Source organism: Kribbella sp. CCNWLW201 (assembly GCF_037203805.1).
In the GTDB taxonomy this organism is placed as follows: domain Bacteria; phylum Actinomycetota; class Actinomycetes; order Propionibacteriales; family Kribbellaceae; genus Kribbella.
On record NZ_JBBCBQ010000003.1, the window covers coordinates 619,620 to 642,621 of the forward strand.

Sequence of the window (23,002 nt, forward strand, 5' to 3'; positions counted from 1 at the left end):
AGAAAATTCGCCGGTGTCCGAACTGTCATATAGTCGCGCCGCATGAGGGGGATCTCCGGGCTGCCGACCGCACCCGAGTCATCGGTGCTCCGCGGTGTCGTGGTGGCGATCGCGGTCGTCCAGGCGGCCGTGCTCGGGCTGCTGGCGCGGCGCGGTTCGTGGCTGAGCGACGACCTCGAGTTCCTCGTCCAGGGCAGCCACGGGTTCGCACCCGCCGAGCTGCTCACCCCGGTGAACGATCACATCGCGCCGGGGTTGCGGCTCGTCTACGCGATCTTCGCCGAGGTGGCACCGCTGAACCACGACTTCACCGTCGCCTGGCGGGTGCTGATGCAGGCCGCCGCGATCGTTCTGATGGGCCGGCTGCTGCTGCGCGTCCTCGGCCCGACCTGGTGGGTGATCGGCGGCACGTTGTTCTACGCGCTGAGCCCGCTCAGCATGCCTTCGTTCATGTCGCTGTCGAGCGGCGTGAACAACCTGTCCGCCCACGTCTTCGGCTTGCTGTTGCTGCACGCAACGATCGACTGGTACGACGGCCATCGCCGCCGAGCCCTGGCCTACGGCCCGTTGTCGTTGCTCATCTCCCTTGCCTGCTGGGAGAAATCCGCTCTGATCCTGTTCACGGCCGTCGCCCTCGCCCTCTACCTGCGCGACGAGCCCTTCCGCGGCTGGCTCCGCCGCACCTGGCCGTACGCCGCCGCCCTCACCGTCGCCATCGTTGCCTTCGGCACCCTCTACCTGACCCAGGGCAACCCTTCGTCGGGTCGGCTGCCGTCCTTCGGCAACCTGGTCGATCTCGCCGGAAACGCCTTCGAGGTTCCGCTGAGCGCCCTGGCAGGCGGACCGTGGTCGTGGGCGGACACCGGGATTCCAATGAGCATCGCCAGCCCACCCGCGGCCGCCGTCGTGACGGGCGGACTGGTGGCCGGTGTGTTGTTGCTCACGGCGTGGAGGCGAGACCGCAGAGCGCTCCTGCTGTGGGGCAGCGTCGTCGTCTACGTGGTGGTGACCTTGCTGCTGGTGGCCTATGGGCGCTTCGCGTTGTTCGGGGTCGTGATCACCCTGCACTACCACTACTGGTCCGATCTCTCGATCCCGTTGACGTTGGCCGTCGTTCTATCAGCGAAATCGCTGCGCCTGCCGCGGTTCGTGCCTGCTCTGGCGTTGTGCGGCTTGCTGGCCGGGGTCGTGGTGTCGGATGCGGGCTTTGCCAGGACATGGGCGGACAATCCGGCCAAGGCGTACTTCGCCAACGTGAGGGCGGAGCTGGATCGTGCCGGGCCGAACGTCAATCTGTGGGACACGGCGATGCCGTCGCCGATCGTCAACGTGTTGATGACGGACACCAGGCTCTCGCCGGTACTGCGGATGACGGGGATCCCGTTCCAGTTGCAGGCACCGGGCAGTGAGCCGTTGCGGGTCGACGAGACCGGGAACCTCCGGCTCTCACCGCTGGCGGTGTGGTCGCGCGGCGAGCCGGCCTCCACGAGCAACTCCTTCTGTAACCTGCTGCTGCGCGGCACCGAGCCGTTGACCGTGCCACTGAAGTCGACACAGGCCGAGCTCGCGACCGCCGAGTGGTTCGTCAAAGCGGCGTACTTCGCCGACCGGGAGAACCAGGTGTCGATCGAGCTCGTCGACGCCGACGGCAACGTCGCCGCGATGCCGGCGGCCAAGTGGCCCGCCGGACTCGGCAGCATGTACTTCGGCCCGTCGCGGCGCATCACCGCCACCGAGGTTCGGCTACGCTCCTCCGATCCCGCGACGAACCTCTGCGTGACGAACCTCGAGATCGGACTGCCCAGATGACACGGACCAGATTCCCGGCCCTGGACGGGCTGCGTGCGATCGGGGCACTCGCGGTGCTGACCACGCATGTCGGGTTTCACAGCGGAGCCTCGCTGAATGGGCCGTTCGCCGGGTTGCTGGCGCGGCTCGACGTCGGAGTGGCGATCTTCTTCGCGATCTCCGGGTTCCTGCTCTACCGGCCGCACGTGGTCGCGTGGTTCGACGGCACCCTGCCTCCGCTGACCCTGCCGTACCTGCGCAACCGTGCCCTGCGGATCCTCCCGGCACTGTGGGTCGCCGTACTGCTGGCCGCCATCCTTGTCCCGCACAAGGACGGTGTGACCTGGGCGACGTACCTGCAACACGCGACACTCACCCAGATCTACTTCGACGGCCTGGCAGCGGACGGGCTCACGCAGATGTGGAGTCTGGCGACCGAGGTCACGTTCTACTTGCTGCTGCCGGCGCTGGCGAAGCTGCTGACCGGGTACGAGCGTCCGACCCGGCGCAGTGTGCGCTGGCGCCTCGTCGTACTGGGTGCCTTCACTCTGCTCGGTCCGGCGTGGATGGCCGGCATCAACGCCACCGACCACGCCCGTGCGGGTCTCTGGCTGCCTGGGTACGTCGGTTGGTTCGCTGTCGGCATGGGGTTCGCGCTGTGGCAGGTGGCGCGCAGCAGCGGACGGCTCGGGCCGTCTGCGCTGGACACGCTGACCAAGATCCCCGGCACGGTGTGGGGTGTCGCTGTCGCGCTGCTGGTCATCGCCGCGAGTCCGGTGGCCGGTCCGTACAACCTGACGGCCGCCTCACCGGGCCAGGCCTTCGTGAAGAGCCTTTTGTACACAGGGATCGCAGCCTGCGTGCTCTTCCCGGCGCTGAACCCGACAGCACGTGCGGCCCGAGTCCTCGGCGGCAAGGTCGGTCACGTCGCCGGTGACATCTCGTACGGCGTTTTCGCGTACCACGTGATCGTGTTGAGCGTGGTTGAGCAGGTCAGCGGATACACGCTGTTCAGTGGCCGGTTCGCGCTGCTGTTCTTCCCGACTCTGGTGGTGTCGGCTGCTGTCGCGGCCGCGAGCTATTACGGGATGGAGCGCCCGATCATGCGGTTGGGCCGGCGTGACAAGGACTACGACGTCTCACCGGTCGGCCTGGACAAGAGCACGAGCGCACAGGCGAACAAGACCGACGCCTGGACGACACCGGAGGTCAGTCCCGCTCCCTCGTCCGGCCAGGGCTGAGCCGCTGCGATCAGCGTTCCGACCACCACCACACCGGCGGCAACCGCGATCACCAGGCGACCGGACAGGAACCACGTGCACGCTGCCGCGATTGCCACGGCCGCCAAGCCGATCCAGCCGGACATGAACGCGCCTGCGCCGAGACCGACTGCCACAGCCACCCACGGACCGACGTAGCGACCTTCGCGCAGCCGGTGCCCTGAGTGCCTCGACCGGCGCCGGAAGAAGACCGCCATCGCAACGACAGCCAGTAGGGAGAGCAGACCGACCAGCAACCCGGCCCGGTAGGTGCGATCGGGCATGAACCGCGCGGTGACCACCTGCTCGATACCCTCGGGCAGCACCCACCCCTGCTGCCAGCCGCCGACCCGGATCGGGGTGAGCTTGCGCCCACTGCCGTCGTACGCCTCCCAGCCCTCGTTGAAGTTCTGCGCGATGGTCAGCACCGACTGCTCTTCCGCAGCCGGCACCTCGACGGTCAGCTCAGCCGGGTTGGGCCGCCACACCTCCGCGGTCTGCACTGGCGTCTTCGATACGTTGCCGAATCCGGCCCTGGTCCAGGTCGCCTCGATCGGCGCAAAGCCACCACCGGCTAAAACGTCGATGTTGTGGCGTCCGGCCTGCAGTGCGACCGTGCTGTCCTTCCCGCACGTGCTGAACGTCACCGGCCGCCGTTGCAGCAGGTCCGGCACCGTCGCTTTCACCTGAGTGTCCGCAGGTACGCCGTCCAGCCGCACACCAGGCCCATAGCCGCAGAACGAACCAGTCTGGCCTTCCAGGTCGAGCGCCTTGCGCAGATGGTCGGCACCCAGCACCCGGACCTCTGCCACACCGACCGGCGCGTTCCGGGCGAACCCAGTCGCGGAATCGAAGTCGACCAACGGTCTGGTGCTGGTGAAGTCCAGTTCGATCGTGTGTGCGGTCCGCGCCGCGAACCGGACATAGCCTTCCGCATCGACCTTGCTCGATGCCGGTGGGCCGCCGTTGATCCGGACCGTCACCTCGGTCGGCTGCGACGCGGTCAGGTACGGGTCGGTGAGGAACTGCAGCCCGCTGACCTTCTTTGCCACCGGCAACTTCAGCGTCAGGGACGGGCGACCGTCAGTGGGGTCGGCAACCCAGCCGGTGCCAAGATCACGATCCACCGCCGCACCCGGCCGCCCCTCCGGCGCTGTCACGGCTCGCGATGAGGCACTGGCCGTGATGGAAGCCGGAACGGTCAGCAGGCTCTCCAGCGCGGCACCGTCCTTCGGCAGCGCGGTTCCCTGCAGCTGGTACGACGCAGCCTTCGGCAACTCCACACTGCGCTGAAGCCCCGTGGGCTCCTCGGAATCCTTGGCAACGTTCTGCCGGCACAGCGGCCTGGTGTTCACGTGCAGACAGGCGGAGCGGCCGATCTGCTGATTCCTGAACACCAGTGCGCTCGGCTGACGGTCCTCCGACGGCACCACGAGCCGGCTGACCGCAAGCATCCCGGGCAGGCTCACCTCGGCGATGGACACGCCGTTCGGGTTCTTGCCGTCGGTGATGCCGACGCTGAGCCGCAGCCGTTGCGTCTTGCCAGGTGGTGTCGGGATGTTCTGCGGTTCGGTAGACCCAGACACCACAGAGGTCAGTGAGCCCGCGTCGGTCTCCACCTGCAGCGTCCGGACCGGTTCGATCGTCGGCGGTGCCAGGGAGAACTGGACCTTCAGTCCGTCGACAGTCCGAGGCGACGCGAACGTCAGCTCCAGCCACTCGCCACTGCTACGCCCGAACGTGCCGGAGACCCAGCGACTCGACGCGTCGCCGTCGACCGCCGCGAACGGCCCGTTGCCAGGTCCTGTCCGCAGTGTGGCGTTCGCATCCGCTGCCGACGACGATGCCCGTACGTCGACGATGCCGCCGCCCCACGTCCGCGTCGTACTCGGTCCAGCCGAGCTGTCGTCGTACCCGAGGGCGCGGCGGCCTTGCCGGCTTTGCTCTGTTGCGGAGAGGACAGGTGAGTAGTTCTCGGCCGAACGGCCGACGGACACCTCACGACGCTGCTGGCCGTCGGTCTGGATGAGTGGCAGGCCGGTGAGCTTTCCGGCGGCGTCTGCCGTGGTCACGGCGTCTCGGTCGCCGCCCAGTGCGGTCAAGGCGGCTGGCACGTCTTCGGCGGCTCCACGGACCTCCACGAGCTGCGACTGCGGGATCAGCCGGGCTGCACTCGTGTCACCGACGTCGAAGATCTCCACACTCGGGTACGGCAGCCGAGTGCGCCCGTCGAGTGTCGCCCCGGGCTGCTCGATGGTGCTGCCGGTGGCCGGCCCGAAATGGGCCACGCGCTCGAGACCGGACTCGGTCAGGCTCTCGTGGACTGCCAACGTCGGCGTCACCTGCGCGTCGAGCCGGAGGTCGTTGCGCACCACGACGTACCTGACTCCTGCACGGCCCAGTGCCTGCCGGAGCGTCTGGTCGCCGACTCCTGAGCCAAGTCGGCGTTCCACCTCGTCCAGCCACCGCGTCGCCCCGGCAGACCCCAGCGGTACGGCGTCCCGCACGGCCATCGGTCGTTTCAGTAGAGGCTGGAACGGCTCGTCCTTGGTGGAGCCCCAGGTGAAGTCCGCGAACGATGCAGCCGGTACGACGAGGACACTGCCACTCGTCGTCTGGCTGTCGAGCCAGGTCGCCGCTTCACGCCAGTGCGCGGGGATCGCGTCGTACCCCTCTCGTCTGGGCAGTTGGCCGAACATGGCCGGCGTTGCGACCGAGACGATCAAACAGGCCACCAGCACGGGCACCACTCGGCGGTGGAGGCCTTTGGCTGTTGCCCACACCGTGAGCCGGCTCAGTGCGTGGGCTGCCGCGAGTGTGAGTGGCAGCCGGACGACGAGCTCGAACTTGTGCGTGTTGCGGAGTGCGGCGAGCGGTCCGTCGAGCAGGTCCTGGAGCTGCGACGCCAGCGGCGAGCCGGCCGCGCCTGCATGGCCGAGCGTCACCAGCAGGAGTCCTACGACCAGTGAGAGCTGCAGGAACCCGCGGTGCTTGAGAGACCCCATCGCCAGGCCGACCAGGCCCAGCAACGCAATGACCCCGGTCGTGAGGATCAGCATCGGCTGCGTGACGTAGAGCCAGCCGGCCGGCCAGCTGGGTCCGTCGGCGCCGGTCAGGAAGTTCAGCCACTGCGAAGTACCGCGGAACGATTCGAACACGCTTGCCATGCCGGTCGTGACGGCCGCGTCCTCGATCCAGTCCAGGAACGGCGGGCTGTAGCGGCCGAGCAGCATGAGCGGGACGAGCCACCAGACCGACACAGCGACCACACAGCCCAGCCAGCCGACGGCCACCTTCAGCGTCGACCGATCCAGCCGTCGGGTGATCAACCAGAGTGCAGGGAGTACGAGCGTCGCACCTGTGGCGACTGCGTTGACTCCCCCGACCAGTGCGAACGCCACGGCCGACCAGCCCACTCGCCACCAGCCCGAGCGCGCCCGTGGTGTCACCAGCGGCAATAGCACCCACGGAGCCATCGCCATCGGCCACACCTCGATCGAGGTGATCGACACCTCGCCGAGCATGCGTGGGCTCAGCGCGTACAGCAGTGCGGCGGCAAAGCGAGTCCAGGGCACGCCGTAGTCGAAGGCGTTGCACAGCTTCCAGACACCGAGGAAGGCGACGCACAGCACGAGCGACCACCACAGCCGTTGCGTCACCCAGTCAGGCACCGACACAGCGTCCAGCAGCCAGTGGAACGGACCCATCGGCAGCAGGTAGCCGTACGCCTGGTTCTGCAGCTGCCCGAACGCTCCCTGCGGATCCCAGAGGTGCAGCGAGCGGGCCAGGAAGCCGCCTGGTCCAGCAGTGAGGTCGAGCTTGGTGTCCGGCACGATCTTGCCCGGTGCCTGGTGGAAGCACAGGGCGATCAGGACCAGGCAGCCCAGCACGAGCCTCGCTCGCCAGACCACCTGCTCCGTGCTCCCTGCCTTCAGCCTCCTCATCGCCGCCGCAGCACCAGGACGAGGTTCCAGGTCACGACTTCACGCACCCCGGGCAGCGCGAGAACGCCGTACGCCCAGCGCGGGTGGTACCTCGGTACGGCGGCCACCAGGTCCGCCTGCGTGCAGGAGCGGGCCCAGCGCAGTCCGCCGGCGACGGTGATCGGGAAGAGCGACTCACCGAACCGGTTCTTCGGCGGGTGGCCCTTCTGGCGCTCATAGCGGCGGGCGGCCCGATGTCCGCCGAGGTAGTGCCACGGTGCGGTCTCGTGGCCGCCGTGCGGGCCCCACCAGCCGGTGTACGACAGGAACACCGTGCCGCCCGGCTTGGTGACGCGGACCATCTCGTCGGCCATCAGCCATGGGTCAGGCACGTGCTCCAGCACGTTGGACGAGAAGCAGATGTCGACGGACGCGTCTGCCACAGGCAGGGCCATGCCGCTGCCGAGCACTGTGCCCGGTGCGGGCTCGCCACGGCCGCTCAGCTCACCCAGGTCGGAGTCGATCGCGTAGTACGTCGCTCCCGCCTGCCGGAACGCGTCGGCGAAGTACCCGGGACCACCGCCGACGTCGAGCATCAGCGCACCCGGCATGGCGGCGTACTGCTCGAGCTGACCGACTGAGTCCGCGGCAAGCGTTTCGTAGAAGTGATCCGGGTCCGACTGCTCGACCCCGAACGCCCGGAACAGCCGGACGGAACGACCGAGGTCGGCTCGCCACACGCTGCTCGATGTGGAGTTCGTCATCACTGGCACAGGCGGGACATTAACGGATCTTGCGAGGTCTGGCGGACATCGTTACTCCTTGGTAACGTCCGGCCCCATTACCTCGGGGGAGGTTACCGGAGGGTGGGGCTCACAAGGTGCGTGCGCAGAGCGTGCTGTTACTGAACTGGCGGGACACGACGAACCCTGAGGGCGGAGGCTCTGAGCGGTATGTGGAGGAGGTAGCGAGAGGCCTTGCCGCACTGGGCTGGCGGGTGACCGTGCTGTGCGCGGCTTATCCGGGTAGTCCGCGAGAGGCACGGCGGTACGACGTGCGGTACCTGTACCGCGGCAGCAAGGTCACCGTGTACCTGCGTGGCCTGGTGCACACCTGGCTGCGCCGACCCGACCACGTGATCGACGTGCAGAACGGTCTCCCATTCTTTACTCGTCTCGTACGTCGTACTGGCGTCGTCGTACTCGTGCATCACGTGCACCAGGAGCAGTGGCAGGTGGTGTACCCGGGCTGGCGTGGCCGGCTGGGCTGGTGGCTCGAGTCGCGAGTCGCACCACGGCTGTACGACGACTGTCGTTACGTAACCGTGTCGTCGGCCTCACGCGATGAGCTGGTGAGCCTCGGCGTGAAGAGCATCGACGTCATCCACAACGGCACCGACCCGGCACCACCGCGGCAGCGGCCACAGTCGCCTGTGCCGACCGTGGTCTGCGTCGGCCGGATCGTTCCGCACAAGCAGGTCGAGCACGCTGTCGACGCGATCGCGGAGGCCCGCAAGGTGCTGCCGGACGCGCGACTGGTCATCGTCGGCTCAGGCTGGTGGGAGGACTCGCTGAAGACGTACGTCGAGGAGCGGGGACTGCAGGACGCGGTGGAGTTCCGCGGGCACGTCAGCGAGGACGACAAGCACGCGGCGTACGACGAGGCGTGGGTGCTGGCGCTGCCGAGCCTCAAGGAGGGCTGGGGACTCGTCGTCGGTGAGGCTGCGGGTCACGGCGTACCTACTGTGGCCTACCGGAGTGCGGGTGGTCCGACCGAGTCCGTGCACGAGGGAGTGTCGGGTGTGCTGGTCGACACACCCAGCGAGTTCACCAAGGCGATCACTGAGCTGCTGCAGGACGTCGAGCTTCGGCGGCGACTGTCGGCGGGCGCGGCGGCCACTGCGGGCAACTTCACCTGGTGCGCCACCGCGCAGGCCTTCGACCGGCTACTCACCGGAGAGCCGGCCGACGAATCCGCCGACCGGCCCGATGCGGAGCGGTTGTACCCGCTCCCGTTCTACTTCGTGCCGTAGCCGACGACCGGGTCGTCGGCCAGGCCCTGGGTCTGGCCGGCCGGCGGCGCCGGGTCTTCCTTCACCGACTGCACAACGCCGACAACCGTGGTGGTGGCAACTGCCAGCCCGGCGAATACGGCGATGGCCGCACCGATCAGTGTTCCCATGAAGCGTGTCCCCTCCTCGTTAAGTGAACCGAAGAGTAACAACCGCTCAGCGACTCCGCCAGACCATGGAGCGTCGCATCACCAGACCGGCCAGTGCGGCCACCAGTGTGGCTCCGGCGACCACCCACGCGGCCAGTACGACGCCGGTCCGCCAGGGCTGATTCCGTTGCGGCACGGGCGTTCCGGGCAACCGGTAAACGCTCACCGTAGAACCGGAGTACACCTCTGTCAGTCCGGGGATCGAGTCGCGTGGTGACGGGCCACCGGCCTCGCGGTCGACGACCAGCCAGCCGACCCCCTGCTGGAGCAGCACCGGTGTCGGGTCGGTTCCGCTGCGCATCGCAGTACGGACTGCCGTGGCCACTGCGCCCGCGCGTGGGTCCTCACCGGCCAGGCGGTGGCCGGCCACGATCAGCTCATCGGGGACGACCGCTGGTTGGTCGAAGTACCGCGGCATCGGGTCCAGCACCGGACGGCGACCGTTCCAGACCGGAGCCCGGTAGGACTCGAACGGCCACGGGATGAATGGCCCGGCCAGCACCTGCTGCGCCCGCTCCCAGTCAGCCGGGTACTGCGACACCTTGAGCCCAGGCCCTCCGATCAACGAAGGCAACGCGGCAATGGGCAGCAGTACGGCGGTCGCACCGACAACCCGGTGGAGAGGTGCGTGCTGCAGCAGCACATGAACTGCCGCACCGAAGCCGATGCACTCGAGCAGCACCAGTGGAGCGAGGTACCGCTGGCCGTCCCGGAACAGACCGGCACCAGGAACATTGGCCACGACGTCGGCAAAGGCTCCCGGTGCGACCACCCCGGCCATGCCCACGAGTACGGCGAGGACGGCCGCGACGACAAGTGCGCCGGCAACGCGGTCCTGGCGCCACCACAGCACCACACCGGCCACGGACATGAGCAACATCACGAACGCGAAGATCAGCGGCAGCAGGTCGCCTCTGTTGCCGGGGACAACGTCCGCGTTCCAGACCCCGCCCAGTGTCAGCAGAGTGGGCAGCGTTCCCCCATAGCCTTCGTTGCGGGCAGCAAAGGCTGTCACCGAGGCAGGGTCGACCGTGGCCTTGCCAGCATGCATAAGGCCCGCCACCAACCAAGGAGCGTTCAGCAGCACCGCACCGCCCAGCGGCCACACCCGACCTCGTCCCGGCCACAGCAAGATGAGGCTGGCGACCAGTAGCCCGGTGATCCCACCCGAGGCAGTCAAGGCACAGCCGGCCGACGCGAGTAGGAACCCTGGCCACCCCGTGCCTTTCCGCAGTCGCAGTGCGGACCGCACTAGCCAAGGCAGAGCGGCGTACCCAAGGAGGAGCGCCCACGCGCCCAGGCGGAGGCGTTCGGCAACGAACGGGTTCCAGACGAAGAGGGTCACGGCCGCGGCACCTGGTAGCGCGGTGCCGAGTCGTAGCTCTCGCCACAGGGCGGTCATCCCGAGTCCGGACAGTAGCGGGATGGCCACCAATACAGCCTTGTTCAGGACCTGACCGCCGACGAGCTCGTCCAGTACGGCGACGATGACGTCGGACGGGACCGCTCGCGGCATGGCCGTTGTGACACCGAACAGGTCAAGCCGTACCGTGAGGTCCGGCACGAACACCATGTCGTAGCCGACCACATAGCCCGGAGCGAGCAGCGGAGCAGTGATCACCAGGGTGAGCAGGACAGGCCACAGCCACGGCAGGACGCGCACGGCACGTTCTGACATGACCACCCCAGCCTCCCGTTGCTCTGTCACAAGGCAGTAGAGCATGAGCGCAGAAGCCACACCTGAGCAAGAGCCCAAGGCACCGCGGTTGGCGTTCCTCCGTAGCGCGACCGTCGTTGCCGTCGGCATGGCCATCATGAACGTGGCCGCCTACGGTTTCACCCTCATTGCTGTTCACCGGCTGGTGCCAGAGCAGTTCGGCGCCATCACCGCACTGCTCGGACTGCTGCTGATCGGCAACGTCGCGTCACTGGGTCTCCAGGCCACCGGCGCCCGGCGGCTCGCCACTCACACAGGTGAGGGCGCCGCGGCCGTGGCCGACGCGATGCTCAAGGCAGGCCGCCGTGCCGCGCTCGGACTGACGCTTGTCTGCCTGCTGGCGACTCCACTGTTCGTCTGGCTGCTGCACATCGACTCAGTGGTCGCGATCCTGCTGCTCGCCCCCACGCTCGGCGGTCTCACCCTGATGGGCTCCCAGCTCGGCGTGCTTCAAGGCAGTCAACGCTGGACCGAGCTGGCGGCCGTCTACACGTCGGTCGGTGTCGGACGGCTCCTGCTCGGTGGTGGCGCACTACTCATCCACCCGTCACTCGACGCGGCGATGATCGGTCTAGCTCTCGGCGCCGCCGTACCGGCTCTGCTCGGCGGCTTCCTGTTGCGCGGATCCACCGGAGGTACGGCGGAACAGGTCAAGGAGGTACTGCGGGAGACGGTGCACGGAACGCATACGTTGCTCGCGTTCTTCGCGATCGCCAACGCCGACGTGCTGTTCGCGCGTGCACTGCTCGACGGCCGGCACAGCGGGTACTACGCGGCCGGTGTCATCGTGGCGAAGGCGTGCCTGTTCCTGCCGCAGTTCGTGATCGTCATCGTGTTCCCGTCACTTGCCAGCTCCCCTGGCGACACAGTCCGGCTGCGCAGAGCGATCCAGGCGGTCGCGGGCCTCGGTGTGTGCACTGTGCTCGGTGCGTTGATCCTGCCCGATCTGGTCGTGGCCGTGATCGGTGGCAAGGACGATTACGCGCCACTCGGTCCCTACACCTGGCTGTTCGCGATCGCCGGCTCGGCGTACGCCGTACTGCAACTGGTTGTCTATGCCGCGATCGCACAGCAGGAGAAGCGGGCCGCCCTGCTGATCTGGTTCGGCCTGATCGTGCTCGCGATCGGAGCCGGAGTCGTCCTCGGCACCGACATCGCCACCGGCATGGCCGGCGTCAAGGTCCTGGTCGCGATGACCAGCACCTGCGCCGTACTCCTGTCGGCCGGTCTGGCGGCAGGGCTGCACCGCCAGACCAGCGACAGCTCCGACTCACCAGAGGCTTGACTTGGCGAAACGGCGGGCGAAGGTGTTGGCCAGGACCAGCAGCACCAACCCGATCACCGATCTGAACAAGCCGATCGCGGTCGCATAGCTGAACTGCGGCACTGCTGAGGCCAGGCCGATCTTGTAGACATAGGTGTCGATCACCTCTGCCGTGTCGAGGTTCAGGTTGTTCTGCATCAGCAGCACCTTCTCGAACCCGACTGACAGGATCGAGCCGATGTTCAGGATCAGCAGGATCACCGCCACCGGCACGATCGCCGGCAGGTCGATGTGCCACATCCGCCGCAGCCGCGATGCCCCGTCGACAATCGCCGCCTCGTGCAGCTCCGGCGGCACGCTGGTCAGCGCGGCCAGGTAGATGATCGCGGCGAACCCCATCCCCTGCCACGCACCCGACCACACATAGATGTGCCGGAACATCCCGGCATCACCCATGATGTCGACCGGCCCGAGCCCGAGCAGCCCGATGAGCTTGTTCGCCACCCCGGTGCTCGGGTTCGTCAGTACGACGACCAGGCCGACCACGACCACGGTCGAGATGAAGTGCGGTGCGTAGGTGATCAGCTGGGCCGACCGGCTGAACCACTTCTTCCGGACCGTGTTCAGGCAGAGCGCGAGCAGGATCGGCAACGGGAACGTCGCGACCAGCTCGTACACGTGCAGGTAGACGGTGTTCCGGATCAGCCGCCAGAACTGGTACGACTCGATGAACCGGTCGAAGTACTTGAACCCGGCCCACGGGCTGCCCCAGATCCCGGACACCACGTTGTAGTCCTTGAAGGCGATGATCACGCCGTACATCGGCCAGTAGGCGAAAAGCGCCAGCCAGATCAGCGGCAGCGCCAGCATCGCGTACAGCTGCCAGTTCCGCCGCATCCGCAGGCCCAGCCGGACCGACGGCTTCGCCGCCTTGCCCCGGCCGCGGGACGACTGCGACTTGGCCGGTGGTTTCGCGGCCGGCTCGACCCCGGCCCGGGTTTCGGTCGAAGCGGTCATCGCGTCATCCCTTCAGCGAGCCGATCATGGCCCCCTTGACGAAGTGCTTCTGCACGAAGGGGTAGACCAGCAACGGCGGAATCATGCCGATCACGATCAGCGAGTACTTCAGCTGCTGCTGCAGCTCCTTCATCTGCATCAGCTTGCTCGTGTCGGGCATCTGGGACGGGTCGACCTTGCTCTGCAACAGGATCTGCCGCAGCACCACCTGCAACGGGAACAGGTGCTCGTTGGTCAGGTAGATCAGCGCGTTGAAGAACGAGTTCCACGAACCGACCGCGTAGAACAGCAGGTTCACCGCGATGATCGGCTTGCTCAGCGGCAGCACGATCCGCCAGAAGAAGCCGAAGTCGCTGCAGCCGTCCACCTTGCCGGCCTCGACCAGCTCCTCCGGGATCGTCACCATGAAATAGGTCCGGGTGATGATCACGTTCCAGACCGCCAGCGCGGTCGGCAGGATCATCGCCCACCGGGTGTTCAGCAGCCCCAACTGGTCCACGACCAGGTACGTCGGGATCAGCCCGCCGCTGAACATCATCGTGAACACGAACAGCGCCATGATCAGGCCCTTGCCCGGCAACCCCTTCCGGGACAGCGGGTACGCCGCCAGCAGGGTGAGGACCGTGGCGACGATTGCTCCGACCACCGCGTAGTACACGGAGTTGCCGAAGCCGCTGACGATCGACTTGTAGTCGAAGAGCGCCTTGTACGCATCCAGGGTGAAGCCGACCGGCCACAACCACACCTCACCCGCGGTCACCTTGTGGGTATTGCTGATCGAGGCGCTGACGACGTAGATCAGCGGGTACAGCACGGCCAGGCAGAAGGCCCCGAGCGCGGCGGAGATGCAGGCCAGCGCGATCTTGTCGCCCCGGGTGTCCTGAATCGGTGCTCCCACCGCCAGACGCGTCTCGTCGGGCGGCAGGGTGCCGGCTTCGCTCATCCGCGTCCTCGCTTCGCTCCGGGCGCGGATGAGGCACGAGTCGCGCTGTGCTTGATGATGAGCTCGCTCCGCTCGCTCATGAGTTATAGGTCTCGTAGGCGGCCTGTTCGAGATCCAGGTAGGTCTTCACACCGATCTTCTCGACCCGGTCCTTGTAGGAGTTCCAGGCGGCGTCGTCGTTCGGGTCGAGCTGGCCGGTGACGAACTTGGAGAAGGACAGATTCACCTCACTGGTGAGGTTCGTCTTCAGCTCCGCCTCCTGGGCCGCCTGGTCCTGGTCGAGCGTGACCGGCGGGAACTGCATCTCCTGCGGCTGCTTGTACGGGAAGTAGCTCTCCTTGGTCTGCTCGTAGAGCGGCGCCTCGAAGGTGAGGTCCTTCGGGTTCACCCGCTCACCCAACCGGAAGTCCTGCGAGCGGTACTGCGGGTTGAACTGGTACCAGTTGACGTTCTTCTCGGCGATCTCGGCCTGCGTGTACCCGTAGACCGCCTGCTTGCCGTTGATCCCGAGCTCACCCTGCTTCGCCCAGGCGAAGTTCGAGCCGCTGTAACCCCGCAGGATCGCCTCGAGTTCCATCTGCGCGTCGGCCCACTGGACCAGCAACTCGGGCTTGGCGCACTTCTTGGTGATCACCAGCTTCGCGACGTTGACACCGACACCGAGGTAGTCCCACGCGGCGTACCGGACCTTGTTCGGCCCCTCCAGCGGCGGAAGCGCGGCGTACTTGCGCCACCGGGCGTTCGGATCCTTCTGATCGATGTCGAGGAAGGCTCCCCAGTAGGTGGCGCGGGCACCGCCGATGATCGGCTTGCCCGGCGAGTTGCCGTAGCGCAGCATCTGGTCCTGGTCGGCGGTGAACACGTCCTTGTTGATCAGGCCTTCGGCGTACAGGCCGTGGATGTACTTCAGGCCCTCGCGCCACTCGTCCTTGTTGAAGCTCACGTCGACCTTGCCGTCCTTGACCACCAGCCACGGATCGCCGGGGGTGTAGAGGAAGGAGTTCATCAGGTACGTGTCGAACGGCGCGTCCTTGTAGCCGCAGAACGGGATCGTCTTGCCGTTGCCGCCGAGATCGGCCTTCTTGAACGCGCGCAGTACCTCGGCGAACTCGTCGGTGGTCTTCGGGATCGCCAGCCCGACCTGCTTGATCCACTCGGTGTTGAGCCACGCGCGGCCGTTGCTCGCTCGGCAGTGGTAGCAGTCGTTGACGTCCGGGAACGAGTAGATCTTCTTGTCCGGCGACTGCACCAGCTTGCGCGCCTCCGGGTAGTCCTTCATCACCTGCTGCAGGTTGAGGGCATAGCCGTCGATGTACTGGTTGACGTCGGCGAACAGGCCCTGCTGGCCGTACAGGAACAGCTGCGACCGGCTGAAGTCGACGCCCATGAAGGCGTCCGGGATGTCGCCGGCCGCGATCATCGCGTTGACCTTGGTCATCACGTCCTCGGCGGTGCCACCGACCTGGTTCCACTCGATGTGGATTCCGGTCTTCTGCTCCAGCCACTTGGTGAACGCGTTGGTACTCCAGTCGCCGACCGTCAGGTCCTGCGGGACCACGATCTTGAAGGTGACCTTCTCGGTCGTGATCGGCTTCAGTTCCCGGGCCACCGGGCCGACGTACCCGTCGGGATACAGCACCCCTGCCTTCTTCGGGCCGAGTGAGACGCTCGGGGCGGCCGGGGCCGCCCCTCCACCGCCCCCTCCGCTCGCGCTGCTCGAGTCACTGCATCCACTGAGCAGACCGCCGCCGGCTGTCGCGGCGGTCAGTCCAAGCGCCCCCGCGATGAGCGATCGACGGCTCAGTCCAGCCGTCGTTCCGGCATCGTTGTTCGGCATGGGGTTCCTCCAAGGCGGAAGGGTCGGAACGGCAGGAGATATCCGATAGGATCTAGGATCCTGCACGGGAGAATGACATAGAAAGCGTCATTCCGGAAGGGATTGTCGTTAACTTTGCGAACTTGTTCGCTCACTGTCCGCGTCTTGCGCGGGAATCGTTTCCAACTTGCGGCCGCGCGGCAGATTTTCTTGCGGAAACTAACTCGTCGCGGCCCCCGCGGTCTCTACAGTTCTGCGCATGGCGACCCCGAAGTTCATCCTCGAACTGCGCGAGAAGATCGGCCACGACCTGCTCTGGCTGACCGGCATTACCGGTGTAGTCCTGAACGACGCCGAGCAGGTACTGCTGGTACGACGCGCGGACAACGGGCGATGGAGTCTGGTCGCCGGCATTCTCGAGCCCGGCGAGGAGCCGGCCGTCGGCCTGGTCCGCGAGATCCAGGAAGAGACCTCGATCGTGGTCGAGGTCGAACGCCTGGTCAGCACCCAGACCCTGGCGCCGCACACCTACCCCAACGGCGACCAGGTCCAGTACCTCGACCTCTGCTTCCGCTGCCGCCCCCTCGACGGCACCCCGCGCGTCAACGACGACGAGTCCCTCGAGGTCGCCTGGCACCCCCTCGACAACCTGCCGCCCCTGTCCCCCAGGGAACACGAGGCCATCACCAACGCCCTCTCCCCCAACCCCCTACCGCTCTTCACCCGCGCCTAGCGCCGCAGCGCCAACTGCAGCTCGCGCAACCAGCGTTCGTTGATCGTGGGTTCGCGCGTGAGCCGATCGGCGAGTTGGCGTCGTACCTCGGGAGTGCGGGCGCGCTCGACCAAGGCGACCGCTTCCGCGAGCGCGGCACGAGCTTTCTCGTCCCGGCGGGGAGTTGTCACCTCCGGATCGGACCAGGCGGACCTGCGGAAAGACGCTGCCGTCTTCGGCTGGGTGTTACCGAAGTACGACCAGATCGGTCCGTCCAGCGAGACGTTCCGGAAGCCCGCGGCCGGCAACTCCCCCGCGAAGTCCGCATGCTGGTGCCAGCGCCAGGTGTTGGGGCTGGTCTTCCGCCGCACCGTGATCCCGATGAACCGCAGCTGCCGCCGGATCACGTCCCACTGGGCTCGGTCGTCGTCGATCCATCGGCGCAGTACGGCGTACAGGTTCTCGAAGGTCGAGCCCTGGTACACCAGGTCGACGAAGACCGTCGGGCGACCGCGCATCAGGTCCGCCGGGGCGAGTCCGCCCGCGGCCAGGTTGGTCCGCAGCTGACCGAGCTCCGCCACTGTCAGGTCCTGGCCGTCCGACTGAAAGAGAGACAGCGGCAGCGGGTGCAGGCGCGAGCGCCAGTCGGTGTCTGCGAGTGCGCCGCTGAGCAGGTCGAACAGGCTGTCGACAGATCGCCCGACGAAGTAGAGCTCGCCGTCACCGCACTGCGCCAGGACCCGGGCGGCGCAGTCGACCAGGTCGTCGAGGAAGAACAGGTCCGGCTGCGCGACGCCGTCCAGTAGTGAGCCGAGTTGGTCCGGCCGGACCAGATCCCACCGGAACGGCCGGTTCGGCTCCATGTCAGTGGGCGGCCTCGTGCCAGGTGCGGCCTACGCCTACGGAGACGTCGAGGGGGACCGCCATGTCGACGGCGTGGCCCATGTCGCGGCGGACCAGCTCCTCGAGTGGCTCGCGCTCGCCGGGGGCGATCTCGAAGACGAGTTCGTCGTGCACCTGGAGCAGCATTCGCGACTTCAGCCCGGACTCGCGCAGCGACGCGTCGACCTTCAGCATCGCCATCTTGATCACGTCCGCGGCCGAGCCCTGGATCGGCGCGTTCAGCGCCATCCGCTCGGCCATCTCGCGGCGCTGCCGGTTGTCGCTGGTCAGGTCCGGCAGGTAGCGCCGGCGACCCAGGATCGTCTCGGTGTAACCGCTCTTGCCGGCGTCGATGACGATGCTGCGCAGGTAGTCGCGGACGCCGCCGAAGCGCTCGAAGTACTCGTCCATCAACCCCTTCGCCTCGTCCACGCCGATCTTCAGCTGCTGACTCAGCCCGTACGCCGACAGGCCGTAGGCGAGACCGTAGTTCATCGCCTTGATCTTGGCCCGCTGCTCCTGCGTCACCTCGGCCGGCTCGACCGAGAACACCCGCGATGCCGTCACCGAGTGGAAGTCCATCCCCGAGTTGAACGCGGAGATCAGCCCCTCGTCCTCGGACACGTGCGCCATGATCCGCATCTCGATCTGGCTGTAGTCGGCCGACATCAGCGACTCGTTGCCCTCGCCGACGATGAACGCCTGCCGGATCCGGCGGCCCTCCTCGGTCCGGATCGGGATGTTCTGCAGGTTCGGGTCGGTCGAGCTGAGCCGCCCGGTCGCCGCGATGGTCTGGTTGAACGTGGTGTGGATCCGGCCGTCCTTCGGGCTGATCGTCTTCAGCAGCCCCTCGACGGTCTGCCGGAGCCGGGTCGCGTCCCGGTGCGCCAGCAGGTAGGCCAGGAACGGGTGCTCGGTCTTCTCGAACAGCGCCTGCAGCGAGTCCGCGTCGGTGGTGTACCCGGTCTTGGTCCGCTTCGTCTTCGGCATCTGCAGCTCGTCGAACAGCACCACCTGCAGCTGTTTCGGCGAACCGAGGTTGATCTCCTTGCCGATCACCTCGTACGCCGACGTGGCGGCCTCCCGTACCCCGGTGGCGAACCGCTCCTCGAGCTGCTCCAGGTACGGCCGGTCGACCGCGATACCGTCCCGCTCCATGCTCGCGATGACGTCGATCAGCGGCAGCTCCACGTCCGCCAGCAACGCCGTCCCGGCCTGCTTCTCCAACTCGGCGTCCAGGGTGTCGGCGAGGTCCGCGATCGCGCGGGCGCGCAGCATCGTCGCGTCCGCGGCCGGGCCGCCCTCGACGTCGTCGAAGCTGAGCTGGCCGTTGTCGGCCTCCTCGTTGCGCAGCTCGCGCTTGAGGTAGCGAACGGTCAGGTCGGCCAGGTCGTACGACCGCTGGTCCGGCCGGGCCAGATACGCGCTCAGCTGGGTGTCCGAGCTCAGACCGGCCAGCGTCCAGCCACGCTCCAGGAAGCCGAGCAGCGGCCCCTTCGCGTCGTGCAACGCCTTCGGCTGCTTCGGATCGGCGAGCCACGCCTGCCAGGCCGCGTCATCGTCCGGGGTCATCGTGGTCGGGTCGAACCAGGCCGCCGCGCCCGACGTGTTCGCCAGCGCCAGGCCGGTGATCTCGCCGGTACCGCGACCCCAGCTGCCCTGCACCGCGACGCCGACCCGCTCGCCGGTGCTGACGTGCTCCTTGATCCAGCCGGCGACCTCGCCCGGCTTCAGCTGGACGCCCTCGAGCTCGAACCCGTGGTCGACGGTCGCGTCGACCTCCTCGTGCTCGGCGACCAGGCGCTCCCGCAGCACCCGGAACTCCAGGCTGTCGAACAGCGTGTGCACCTTCTCCCGGTCCCACGGCGTGCGGACCAGATCGTCCACCGTGACGTCCAGGGTCAGGTCACGGACCAGTTCGTTGATCTGCCGGTTCCGGATCACGTCGGCCAGGTGCTCGCGCAGCGACTCGCCGGCCTTGCCCTTGATCTCGTTCACCCGGTCGACCACGTCGTTCAGCGAGCCGAACTGGTTCAGCCACTTGGCCGCCGTCTTCGGCCCGACCCCGGGCACACCGGGCAGATTGTCGCTCGACTCCCCGACCAGCGCGGCCAGATCCGGGTACAGCCGCGGGGTCACGCCGTACTTCTCCTCGACCGCGGCCGGGTCCATCCGGGCGATCTCGGACACGCCGCGCTTCGGGTACAGCACCGTCACGTCGTCGCTGACCAGCTGGAACGCGTCCCGGTCACCACTGCTGATCAGCACCTCGAAGCCCTGCTCGGACGCCTGGGTCGCGAGCGTGGCGATGACGTCGTCGGCCTCCCAGCCGTCGATCTCGGTGGTCGGGATCCGGAGCGCCTCCAGCACCTCCTTGACCAGTGAGACCTGCCCCTTGAACTCGTCCGGCGACTTCGACCGGCCCGCCTTGTACTCCGCGTACTGCTCGGAGCGGAACGTCTTGCGGGACACGTCGAACGCGACGCAGACATGCGTCGGCTGCTCGTCGCGGAGCATGTTGATCAGCATCGAGGTGAACCCGTACACCGCGTTGGTGTGCTGCCCGGTGGTGGTCGAGAAGTTCTCCACCGGCAGCGCGTAGAACGCCCGGTACGCCAGCGAGTGCCCGTCCAGCAGCAGGATTCGCGGCCGGCCGGTCCCGACCTGCGCGGGGTCCTTGGTCATCGTCGAGGTGTTGGTTTCTGGAGCCACGTACCGACTCTAGTGGGTCCCACGGACAGTTATGTCACAGTGCCTCGGGTCCGGCGTGAGGCTGACGTAGTCTGCCGTCTGTGACTGATCAGAGCACCGACGGTATGGACCTCGGCCCCGGGATGGGCGTCGAGGGCACCCTGCTGAACCTGATGGGCATCCAGGTCAAGGAAGCCGCCCCGGAGCGGATCGTGGCGACCATGCCGGTCAAGGGCAACACCCAGCCGTACGGGCTGCTGCACGGCGGCGCGTCCTGCGTGCTGGCCGAGAGCCTCGGCTCGATCGGCTCGGCCCTGCACGCGGCGCCCTACGGCAAGGTCGCGGTCGGCGTCGACATCAACGCCACCCACCACCGCGCGGTCCGCGACGGCGTCGTCACCGGCGTCGCCACGCCGATCTACCTCGGCCGTACGACGACGTCGTACGAGGTCGTCATCACCGACGAGCGCGACAAGCGGGTCTGCACCGCGCGGATCACGTGCCAGCTGATTCAGGCGCCGCCGGGAAGCTGACGTCGTCCGGCGTGTCCACCGGGAGCGGACGAGCCAGCAGTGCGCGGCGGGCGATCACCGACCGTCGCGACGAGAGCAGGGCCAGCAGGTTCGGCGCGTGCTCGGCGGCCAGCCGGCGACGGACCGTGTGGGTAGTGGCAAAACGCAGTACGCCGGCCTGACCCAGGCCCAGCCGCGCCAGGAACCTGTTCGCCTCGCGGGCGATCGCGGGCGCGACAGCGGCCAGGTGTGCGCAGTTCTCGTGCTCGGCCCAGGCGGCCGCCTCCGCGATCAATGCCTTACCCAGACCGTGCCGACGGGCGGCGTCGCTGACGTGCAGATACTCCACCGTGACCGTGTAGTCGTCGTGCAGCGGGCTGATCGCCGTACGACGCAGGTAGGCCATCCCGTGCACGGCGCCGTCCAGCTCGCCGACCAGCAGCCGGCCGAACGGGTCGCCGAGATGTTTGCCGACAGCAACCTCGACGGCCGCGACCGGCGGCGGCGTCGGCAGTCGCAACGGGTGACCGGATCCGGTGGTCATCTCACGCCACAACGCCACCAAGGCGTCGGCATCACCGCGTTGGGCGTCCCTCACCTCGATGGCTGCTGCCACAGCGACCTCCTGGTCTGGTCCACCCCCGAGGTGAACGGGACGGCGGATACGCTCGTCCTCGCGCAACAGTAGGCCCTCGGGGGTCACTTGCAAAGCTGCCCTCGCGGGCCGATCGGAGACCAGGTTTGTTCATCGGAATCGGTACTGTCGTGAATGTCGCGACAGTGCTCACCGGCTCGGTACTCGGCGTACTCATCGGCCATCGGCTCAGTCACCGGACCCGCGATCTCGTCACCGACGCGCTCGGCCTGGTCACGCTGCTGATCGCGATCACCTCGGCACTCACCGTCGGCGACCAGGTGCTCAGCGACGCGGTCGGCGACAGCGCGCCGATCCTGATCGTGCTCGGCGCGATGCTGGTCGGCGGGATCATCGGCTCGCTGCTGCGGATCGAGCAGCGGCTGGAGGACTTCGGGGCCTGGATGCAGCACCGGTTCAGCCGCGGCGACAGCGAGAGCACGTTCGTCGAGGGGTTCGTGACCGCGTCGATGGTGTTCTGCGTCGGGCCGCTGACGTTCCTCGGCGCTCTTTCCGACGGGCTCGGGCGGGGTGCGGACCAGTTGTTCCTCAAAGCGGTGCTGGACGGCTTCGCATCGATCGCCTTCGCCGCGTCGTTCGGCTGGGGCGTGGCCGCGTCCGCGCTCGTGGTGCTCGTCGTACAGGGGCTGATGACCGCGGTCGGTGCCGTGCTCGGCGACGTACTCCCGGACGCGCATGTGACCGCGCTGGGGGCAACCGGTGGAGTGATGCTGATCGGTGTCGCCCTGCGCCTGCTGAAACTCAAGCAGATCGCGGTGGCGGACCTGTTGCCGGCGCTGATCGTCGCGCCGCTGCTGGTGCAGTTGCTCGTTGTCATCCGGAGCTGACGAGAGCCCCGGTCCGGGTCGGACCAGGGCTCTCGGCAACTACCGGTGTGTTAGTCCTCGCCGAGGTAGGCCTTGCGGACGTCCTCGTTGACCAGCAGATCGCGTCCAGTGCCGGACAGCACGATCTTGCCGACCTCGAGCACGTAGCCGTAGTCCGCCCGCTTCAGCGCCGCCTGCGCGTTCTGCTCCACCAGCAGGATCGTCGTACCCTGCTGCTGCAGCTCGGTCACGGTCGACATGATCCGCTTCATCATGATCGGCGACAGACCCATCGACGGCTCGTCCAGCATCATCAGCTTCGGCCGGCTCATCATCGCCCGGCCCATCGCCAGCATCTGCTGCTCACCGCCGGAGAACGTCCCGGCCGGCTGCTTGCGCCGCTCCCCCAGGATCGGGAACAGGTCGTACGCGGCGTCCAGGTCGGTGCGGATGCCGCCCTGGTCCTTGCGGGCGAACGCGCCGAGCAGCAGGTTCTCCTCGACCGACAGCCGGGGGAAGATCCGCCGGCCCTCCGGTGAGTGCGCCAGCCCCATCGAGACGATGTCGTGCGCGGCCATCGTGTGGATCGGCTCACCCTGGAAGATGACCTCGCCCGACGTCGGCTTGAGCAGGCCGGAGATCGTCCGCAGCGTGGTGGTCTTGCCGGCGCCGTTGGTGCCGATCAGCGACACCACCTGCCCCTGCTCCACGCTGAAGCTGATCTTCTTCACCGCGACGATCTTGCCGTAGGCAACTTCCAGGTCGCGGACCTCGAGCATCGCGGTCATCGGGCCTCC

At 67.5% G+C, this 23,002-nt stretch carries 18 protein-coding genes; 7 read left to right on the plus strand and 11 right to left on the minus strand.

Annotated elements, in window-relative coordinates; translation table 11 throughout:
• The first annotated feature begins 42 nt into the window (after positions 1-42).
• Both V9K99_RS18380 and V9K99_RS18385 read left to right on the plus strand, forming a co-directional pair.
• Positions 43-1,809, plus strand: coding sequence for a hypothetical protein (locus tag V9K99_RS18380; protein WP_336999548.1), 1,767 nt, complete (start codon positions 43-45; stop codon positions 1,807-1,809).
• Positions 1,806-3,029 (plus strand): acyltransferase family protein, encoded by a 1,224-nt coding sequence (locus tag V9K99_RS18385; protein ID WP_336999546.1) that lies wholly within the window; start codon positions 1,806-1,808, stop codon positions 3,027-3,029. Before V9K99_RS18380 ends, V9K99_RS18385 begins: the two co-directional genes overlap by 4 nt.
• Here the strand turns inward: V9K99_RS18385 and V9K99_RS18390 are convergent.
• Entirely contained in the window at positions 2,918-6,991 is a 4,074-nt protein-coding gene (locus V9K99_RS18390; RefSeq protein WP_336999544.1) for an alpha-(1->3)-arabinofuranosyltransferase, read from the minus strand. The two genes, V9K99_RS18385 and V9K99_RS18390, sit on opposite strands and share 112 nt — an antisense overlap.
• Complete coding sequence (locus tag V9K99_RS18395) at positions 6,988-7,734, minus strand: class I SAM-dependent methyltransferase (protein WP_337000290.1); 747 nt, start codon at positions 7,732-7,734, stop codon at positions 6,988-6,990. Before V9K99_RS18395 ends, V9K99_RS18390 begins: the two co-directional genes overlap by 4 nt.
• Before the next feature lie 116 nt (positions 7,735-7,850).
• Here V9K99_RS18395 and V9K99_RS18400 point away from each other — a divergent pair, with 116 nt between their 5' ends.
• A complete protein-coding gene (locus V9K99_RS18400) occupies positions 7,851-9,002 on the plus strand; it encodes a glycosyltransferase family 4 protein (protein ID WP_336999542.1) in 1,152 nt (383 codons plus the stop codon).
• On the opposite strand, the gene V9K99_RS18405 is transcribed toward V9K99_RS18400, so the two are convergent.
• Both V9K99_RS18405 and V9K99_RS18410 read right to left on the minus strand, forming a co-directional pair.
• Positions 8,987-9,151, minus strand: a complete 165-nt coding sequence (locus V9K99_RS18405; protein ID WP_336999540.1) for a DUF2613 family protein — start codon at positions 9,149-9,151, stop codon at positions 8,987-8,989. The two genes, V9K99_RS18400 and V9K99_RS18405, sit on opposite strands and share 16 nt — an antisense overlap.
• Before the next feature lie 46 nt (positions 9,152-9,197).
• The gene (locus tag V9K99_RS18410; RefSeq protein ID WP_336999538.1) at positions 9,198-10,868 is read right to left on the minus strand and encodes a hypothetical protein; all 1,671 of its coding nucleotides are present in this window, start codon (positions 10,866-10,868) and stop codon (positions 9,198-9,200) included.
• Between the two features lie 43 nt (positions 10,869-10,911).
• On the opposite strand from V9K99_RS18410, the gene V9K99_RS18415 reads away from it, so the two are divergent.
• Positions 10,912-12,192 (plus strand): polysaccharide biosynthesis protein, encoded by a 1,281-nt coding sequence (locus V9K99_RS18415; RefSeq protein WP_336999536.1) that lies wholly within the window; start codon positions 10,912-10,914, stop codon positions 12,190-12,192.
• Here V9K99_RS18415 and V9K99_RS18420 read toward each other — a convergent pair.
• The 3 genes from V9K99_RS18420 to V9K99_RS18430 all read right to left on the minus strand — a co-directional run bounded on the left by V9K99_RS18420 (position 12,178) and on the right by V9K99_RS18430 (position 15,968).
• Positions 12,178-13,188 carry an ABC transporter permease gene (locus V9K99_RS18420; protein WP_336999534.1) on the minus strand — a complete coding sequence of 337 codons (1,011 nt, stop codon included), beginning with the start codon at positions 13,186-13,188 and terminating at the stop codon, positions 12,178-12,180. The two genes, V9K99_RS18415 and V9K99_RS18420, sit on opposite strands and share 15 nt — an antisense overlap.
• 4 nt (positions 13,189-13,192) lie before the next feature.
• Complete coding sequence (locus tag V9K99_RS18425) at positions 13,193-14,131, minus strand: carbohydrate ABC transporter permease (protein WP_336999532.1); 939 nt, start codon at positions 14,129-14,131, stop codon at positions 13,193-13,195.
• Positions 14,132-14,207: 76 nt separating this feature from the next.
• A complete protein-coding gene (locus tag V9K99_RS18430) occupies positions 14,208-15,968 on the minus strand; it encodes a hypothetical protein (RefSeq protein WP_336999530.1) in 1,761 nt (586 codons plus the stop codon).
• Positions 15,969-16,206: 238 nt separating this feature from the next.
• Here V9K99_RS18430 and V9K99_RS18435 point away from each other — a divergent pair, with 238 nt between their 5' ends.
• Positions 16,207-16,680 carry an NUDIX hydrolase gene (locus V9K99_RS18435; RefSeq protein ID WP_336999528.1) on the plus strand — a complete coding sequence of 158 codons (474 nt, stop codon included), beginning with the start codon at positions 16,207-16,209 and terminating at the stop codon, positions 16,678-16,680.
• Here V9K99_RS18435 and V9K99_RS18440 read toward each other — a convergent pair.
• Positions 16,677-17,522 carry a hypothetical protein gene (locus V9K99_RS18440; RefSeq protein ID WP_336999526.1) on the minus strand — a complete coding sequence of 282 codons (846 nt, stop codon included), beginning with the start codon at positions 17,520-17,522 and terminating at the stop codon, positions 16,677-16,679. The genes V9K99_RS18435 and V9K99_RS18440 overlap by 4 nt on opposite strands.
• 1 nt (position 17,523) lies before the next feature.
• The gene (polA, locus tag V9K99_RS18445; RefSeq protein WP_337000289.1) at positions 17,524-20,226 is read right to left on the minus strand and encodes a DNA polymerase I; all 2,703 of its coding nucleotides are present in this window, start codon (positions 20,224-20,226) and stop codon (positions 17,524-17,526) included.
• A gap of 131 nt (positions 20,227-20,357) precedes the next feature.
• Between polA and V9K99_RS18450 the strand changes: the two genes are divergently transcribed.
• Positions 20,358-20,765, plus strand: a complete 408-nt coding sequence (locus V9K99_RS18450) for a hotdog fold thioesterase (RefSeq protein WP_442914696.1) — start codon at positions 20,358-20,360, stop codon at positions 20,763-20,765.
• On the opposite strand, the gene V9K99_RS18455 is transcribed toward V9K99_RS18450, so the two are convergent.
• Positions 20,728-21,360 (minus strand): GNAT family N-acetyltransferase, encoded by a 633-nt coding sequence (locus V9K99_RS18455; protein WP_336999522.1) that lies wholly within the window; start codon positions 21,358-21,360, stop codon positions 20,728-20,730. The two genes, V9K99_RS18450 and V9K99_RS18455, sit on opposite strands and share 38 nt — an antisense overlap.
• 149 nt (positions 21,361-21,509) lie before the next feature.
• Between V9K99_RS18455 and V9K99_RS18460 the strand changes: the two genes are divergently transcribed.
• Positions 21,510-22,226 (plus strand): DUF554 domain-containing protein, encoded by a 717-nt coding sequence (locus V9K99_RS18460; RefSeq protein ID WP_336999520.1) that lies wholly within the window; start codon positions 21,510-21,512, stop codon positions 22,224-22,226.
• A 50-nt stretch (positions 22,227-22,276) separates the two neighbouring features.
• Here the strand turns inward: V9K99_RS18460 and V9K99_RS18465 are convergent, their stop codons facing one another.
• Positions 22,277-22,993 carry an ABC transporter ATP-binding protein gene (locus tag V9K99_RS18465; RefSeq protein WP_336999518.1) on the minus strand — a complete coding sequence of 239 codons (717 nt, stop codon included), beginning with the start codon at positions 22,991-22,993 and terminating at the stop codon, positions 22,277-22,279.
• Positions 22,994-23,002 lie beyond the last annotated feature (9 nt).

Bases quoted from the DNA above. Each gene is read 5' to 3' on its own strand.
- V9K99_RS18380 (WP_336999548.1), top strand. From the start codon at position 43: ATGAGGGGGATCTCCGGGCTGCCGACCGCACCCGAGTCATCGGTGCTC.
- V9K99_RS18385 (WP_336999546.1), top strand. From the start codon at position 1,806: ATGACACGGACCAGATTCCCGGCCCTGGACGGGCTGCGTGCGATCGGG.
- V9K99_RS18390 (WP_336999544.1), bottom strand. From the start codon at position 6,991: ATGAGGAGGCTGAAGGCAGGGAGCACGGAGCAGGTGGTCTGGCGAGCG.
- V9K99_RS18395 (WP_337000290.1), bottom strand. From the start codon at position 7,734: ATGACGAACTCCACATCGAGCAGCGTGTGGCGAGCCGACCTCGGTCGT.
- V9K99_RS18405 (WP_336999540.1), bottom strand. From the start codon at position 9,151: ATGGGAACACTGATCGGTGCGGCCATCGCCGTATTCGCCGGGCTGGCA.
- V9K99_RS18410 (WP_336999538.1), bottom strand. From the start codon at position 10,868: ATGTCAGAACGTGCCGTGCGCGTCCTGCCGTGGCTGTGGCCTGTCCTG.
- V9K99_RS18415 (WP_336999536.1), top strand. From the start codon at position 10,912: ATGAGCGCAGAAGCCACACCTGAGCAAGAGCCCAAGGCACCGCGGTTG.
- V9K99_RS18420 (WP_336999534.1), bottom strand. From the start codon at position 13,188: ATGACCGCTTCGACCGAAACCCGGGCCGGGGTCGAGCCGGCCGCGAAA.
- V9K99_RS18425 (WP_336999532.1), bottom strand. From the start codon at position 14,131: ATGAGCGAAGCCGGCACCCTGCCGCCCGACGAGACGCGTCTGGCGGTG.
- V9K99_RS18430 (WP_336999530.1), bottom strand. From the start codon at position 15,968: ATGCCGAACAACGATGCCGGAACGACGGCTGGACTGAGCCGTCGATCG.
- V9K99_RS18435 (WP_336999528.1), top strand. From the start codon at position 16,207: ATGGCGACCCCGAAGTTCATCCTCGAACTGCGCGAGAAGATCGGCCAC.
- V9K99_RS18440 (WP_336999526.1), bottom strand. From the start codon at position 17,522: ATGGAGCCGAACCGGCCGTTCCGGTGGGATCTGGTCCGGCCGGACCAA.
- polA (WP_337000289.1), bottom strand. From the start codon at position 20,226: ATGACCAAGGACCCCGCGCAGGTCGGGACCGGCCGGCCGCGAATCCTG.
- V9K99_RS18450 (WP_442914696.1), top strand. From the start codon at position 20,358: ATGGACCTCGGCCCCGGGATGGGCGTCGAGGGCACCCTGCTGAACCTG.
- V9K99_RS18465 (WP_336999518.1), bottom strand. From the start codon at position 22,993: ATGACCGCGATGCTCGAGGTCCGCGACCTGGAAGTTGCCTACGGCAAG.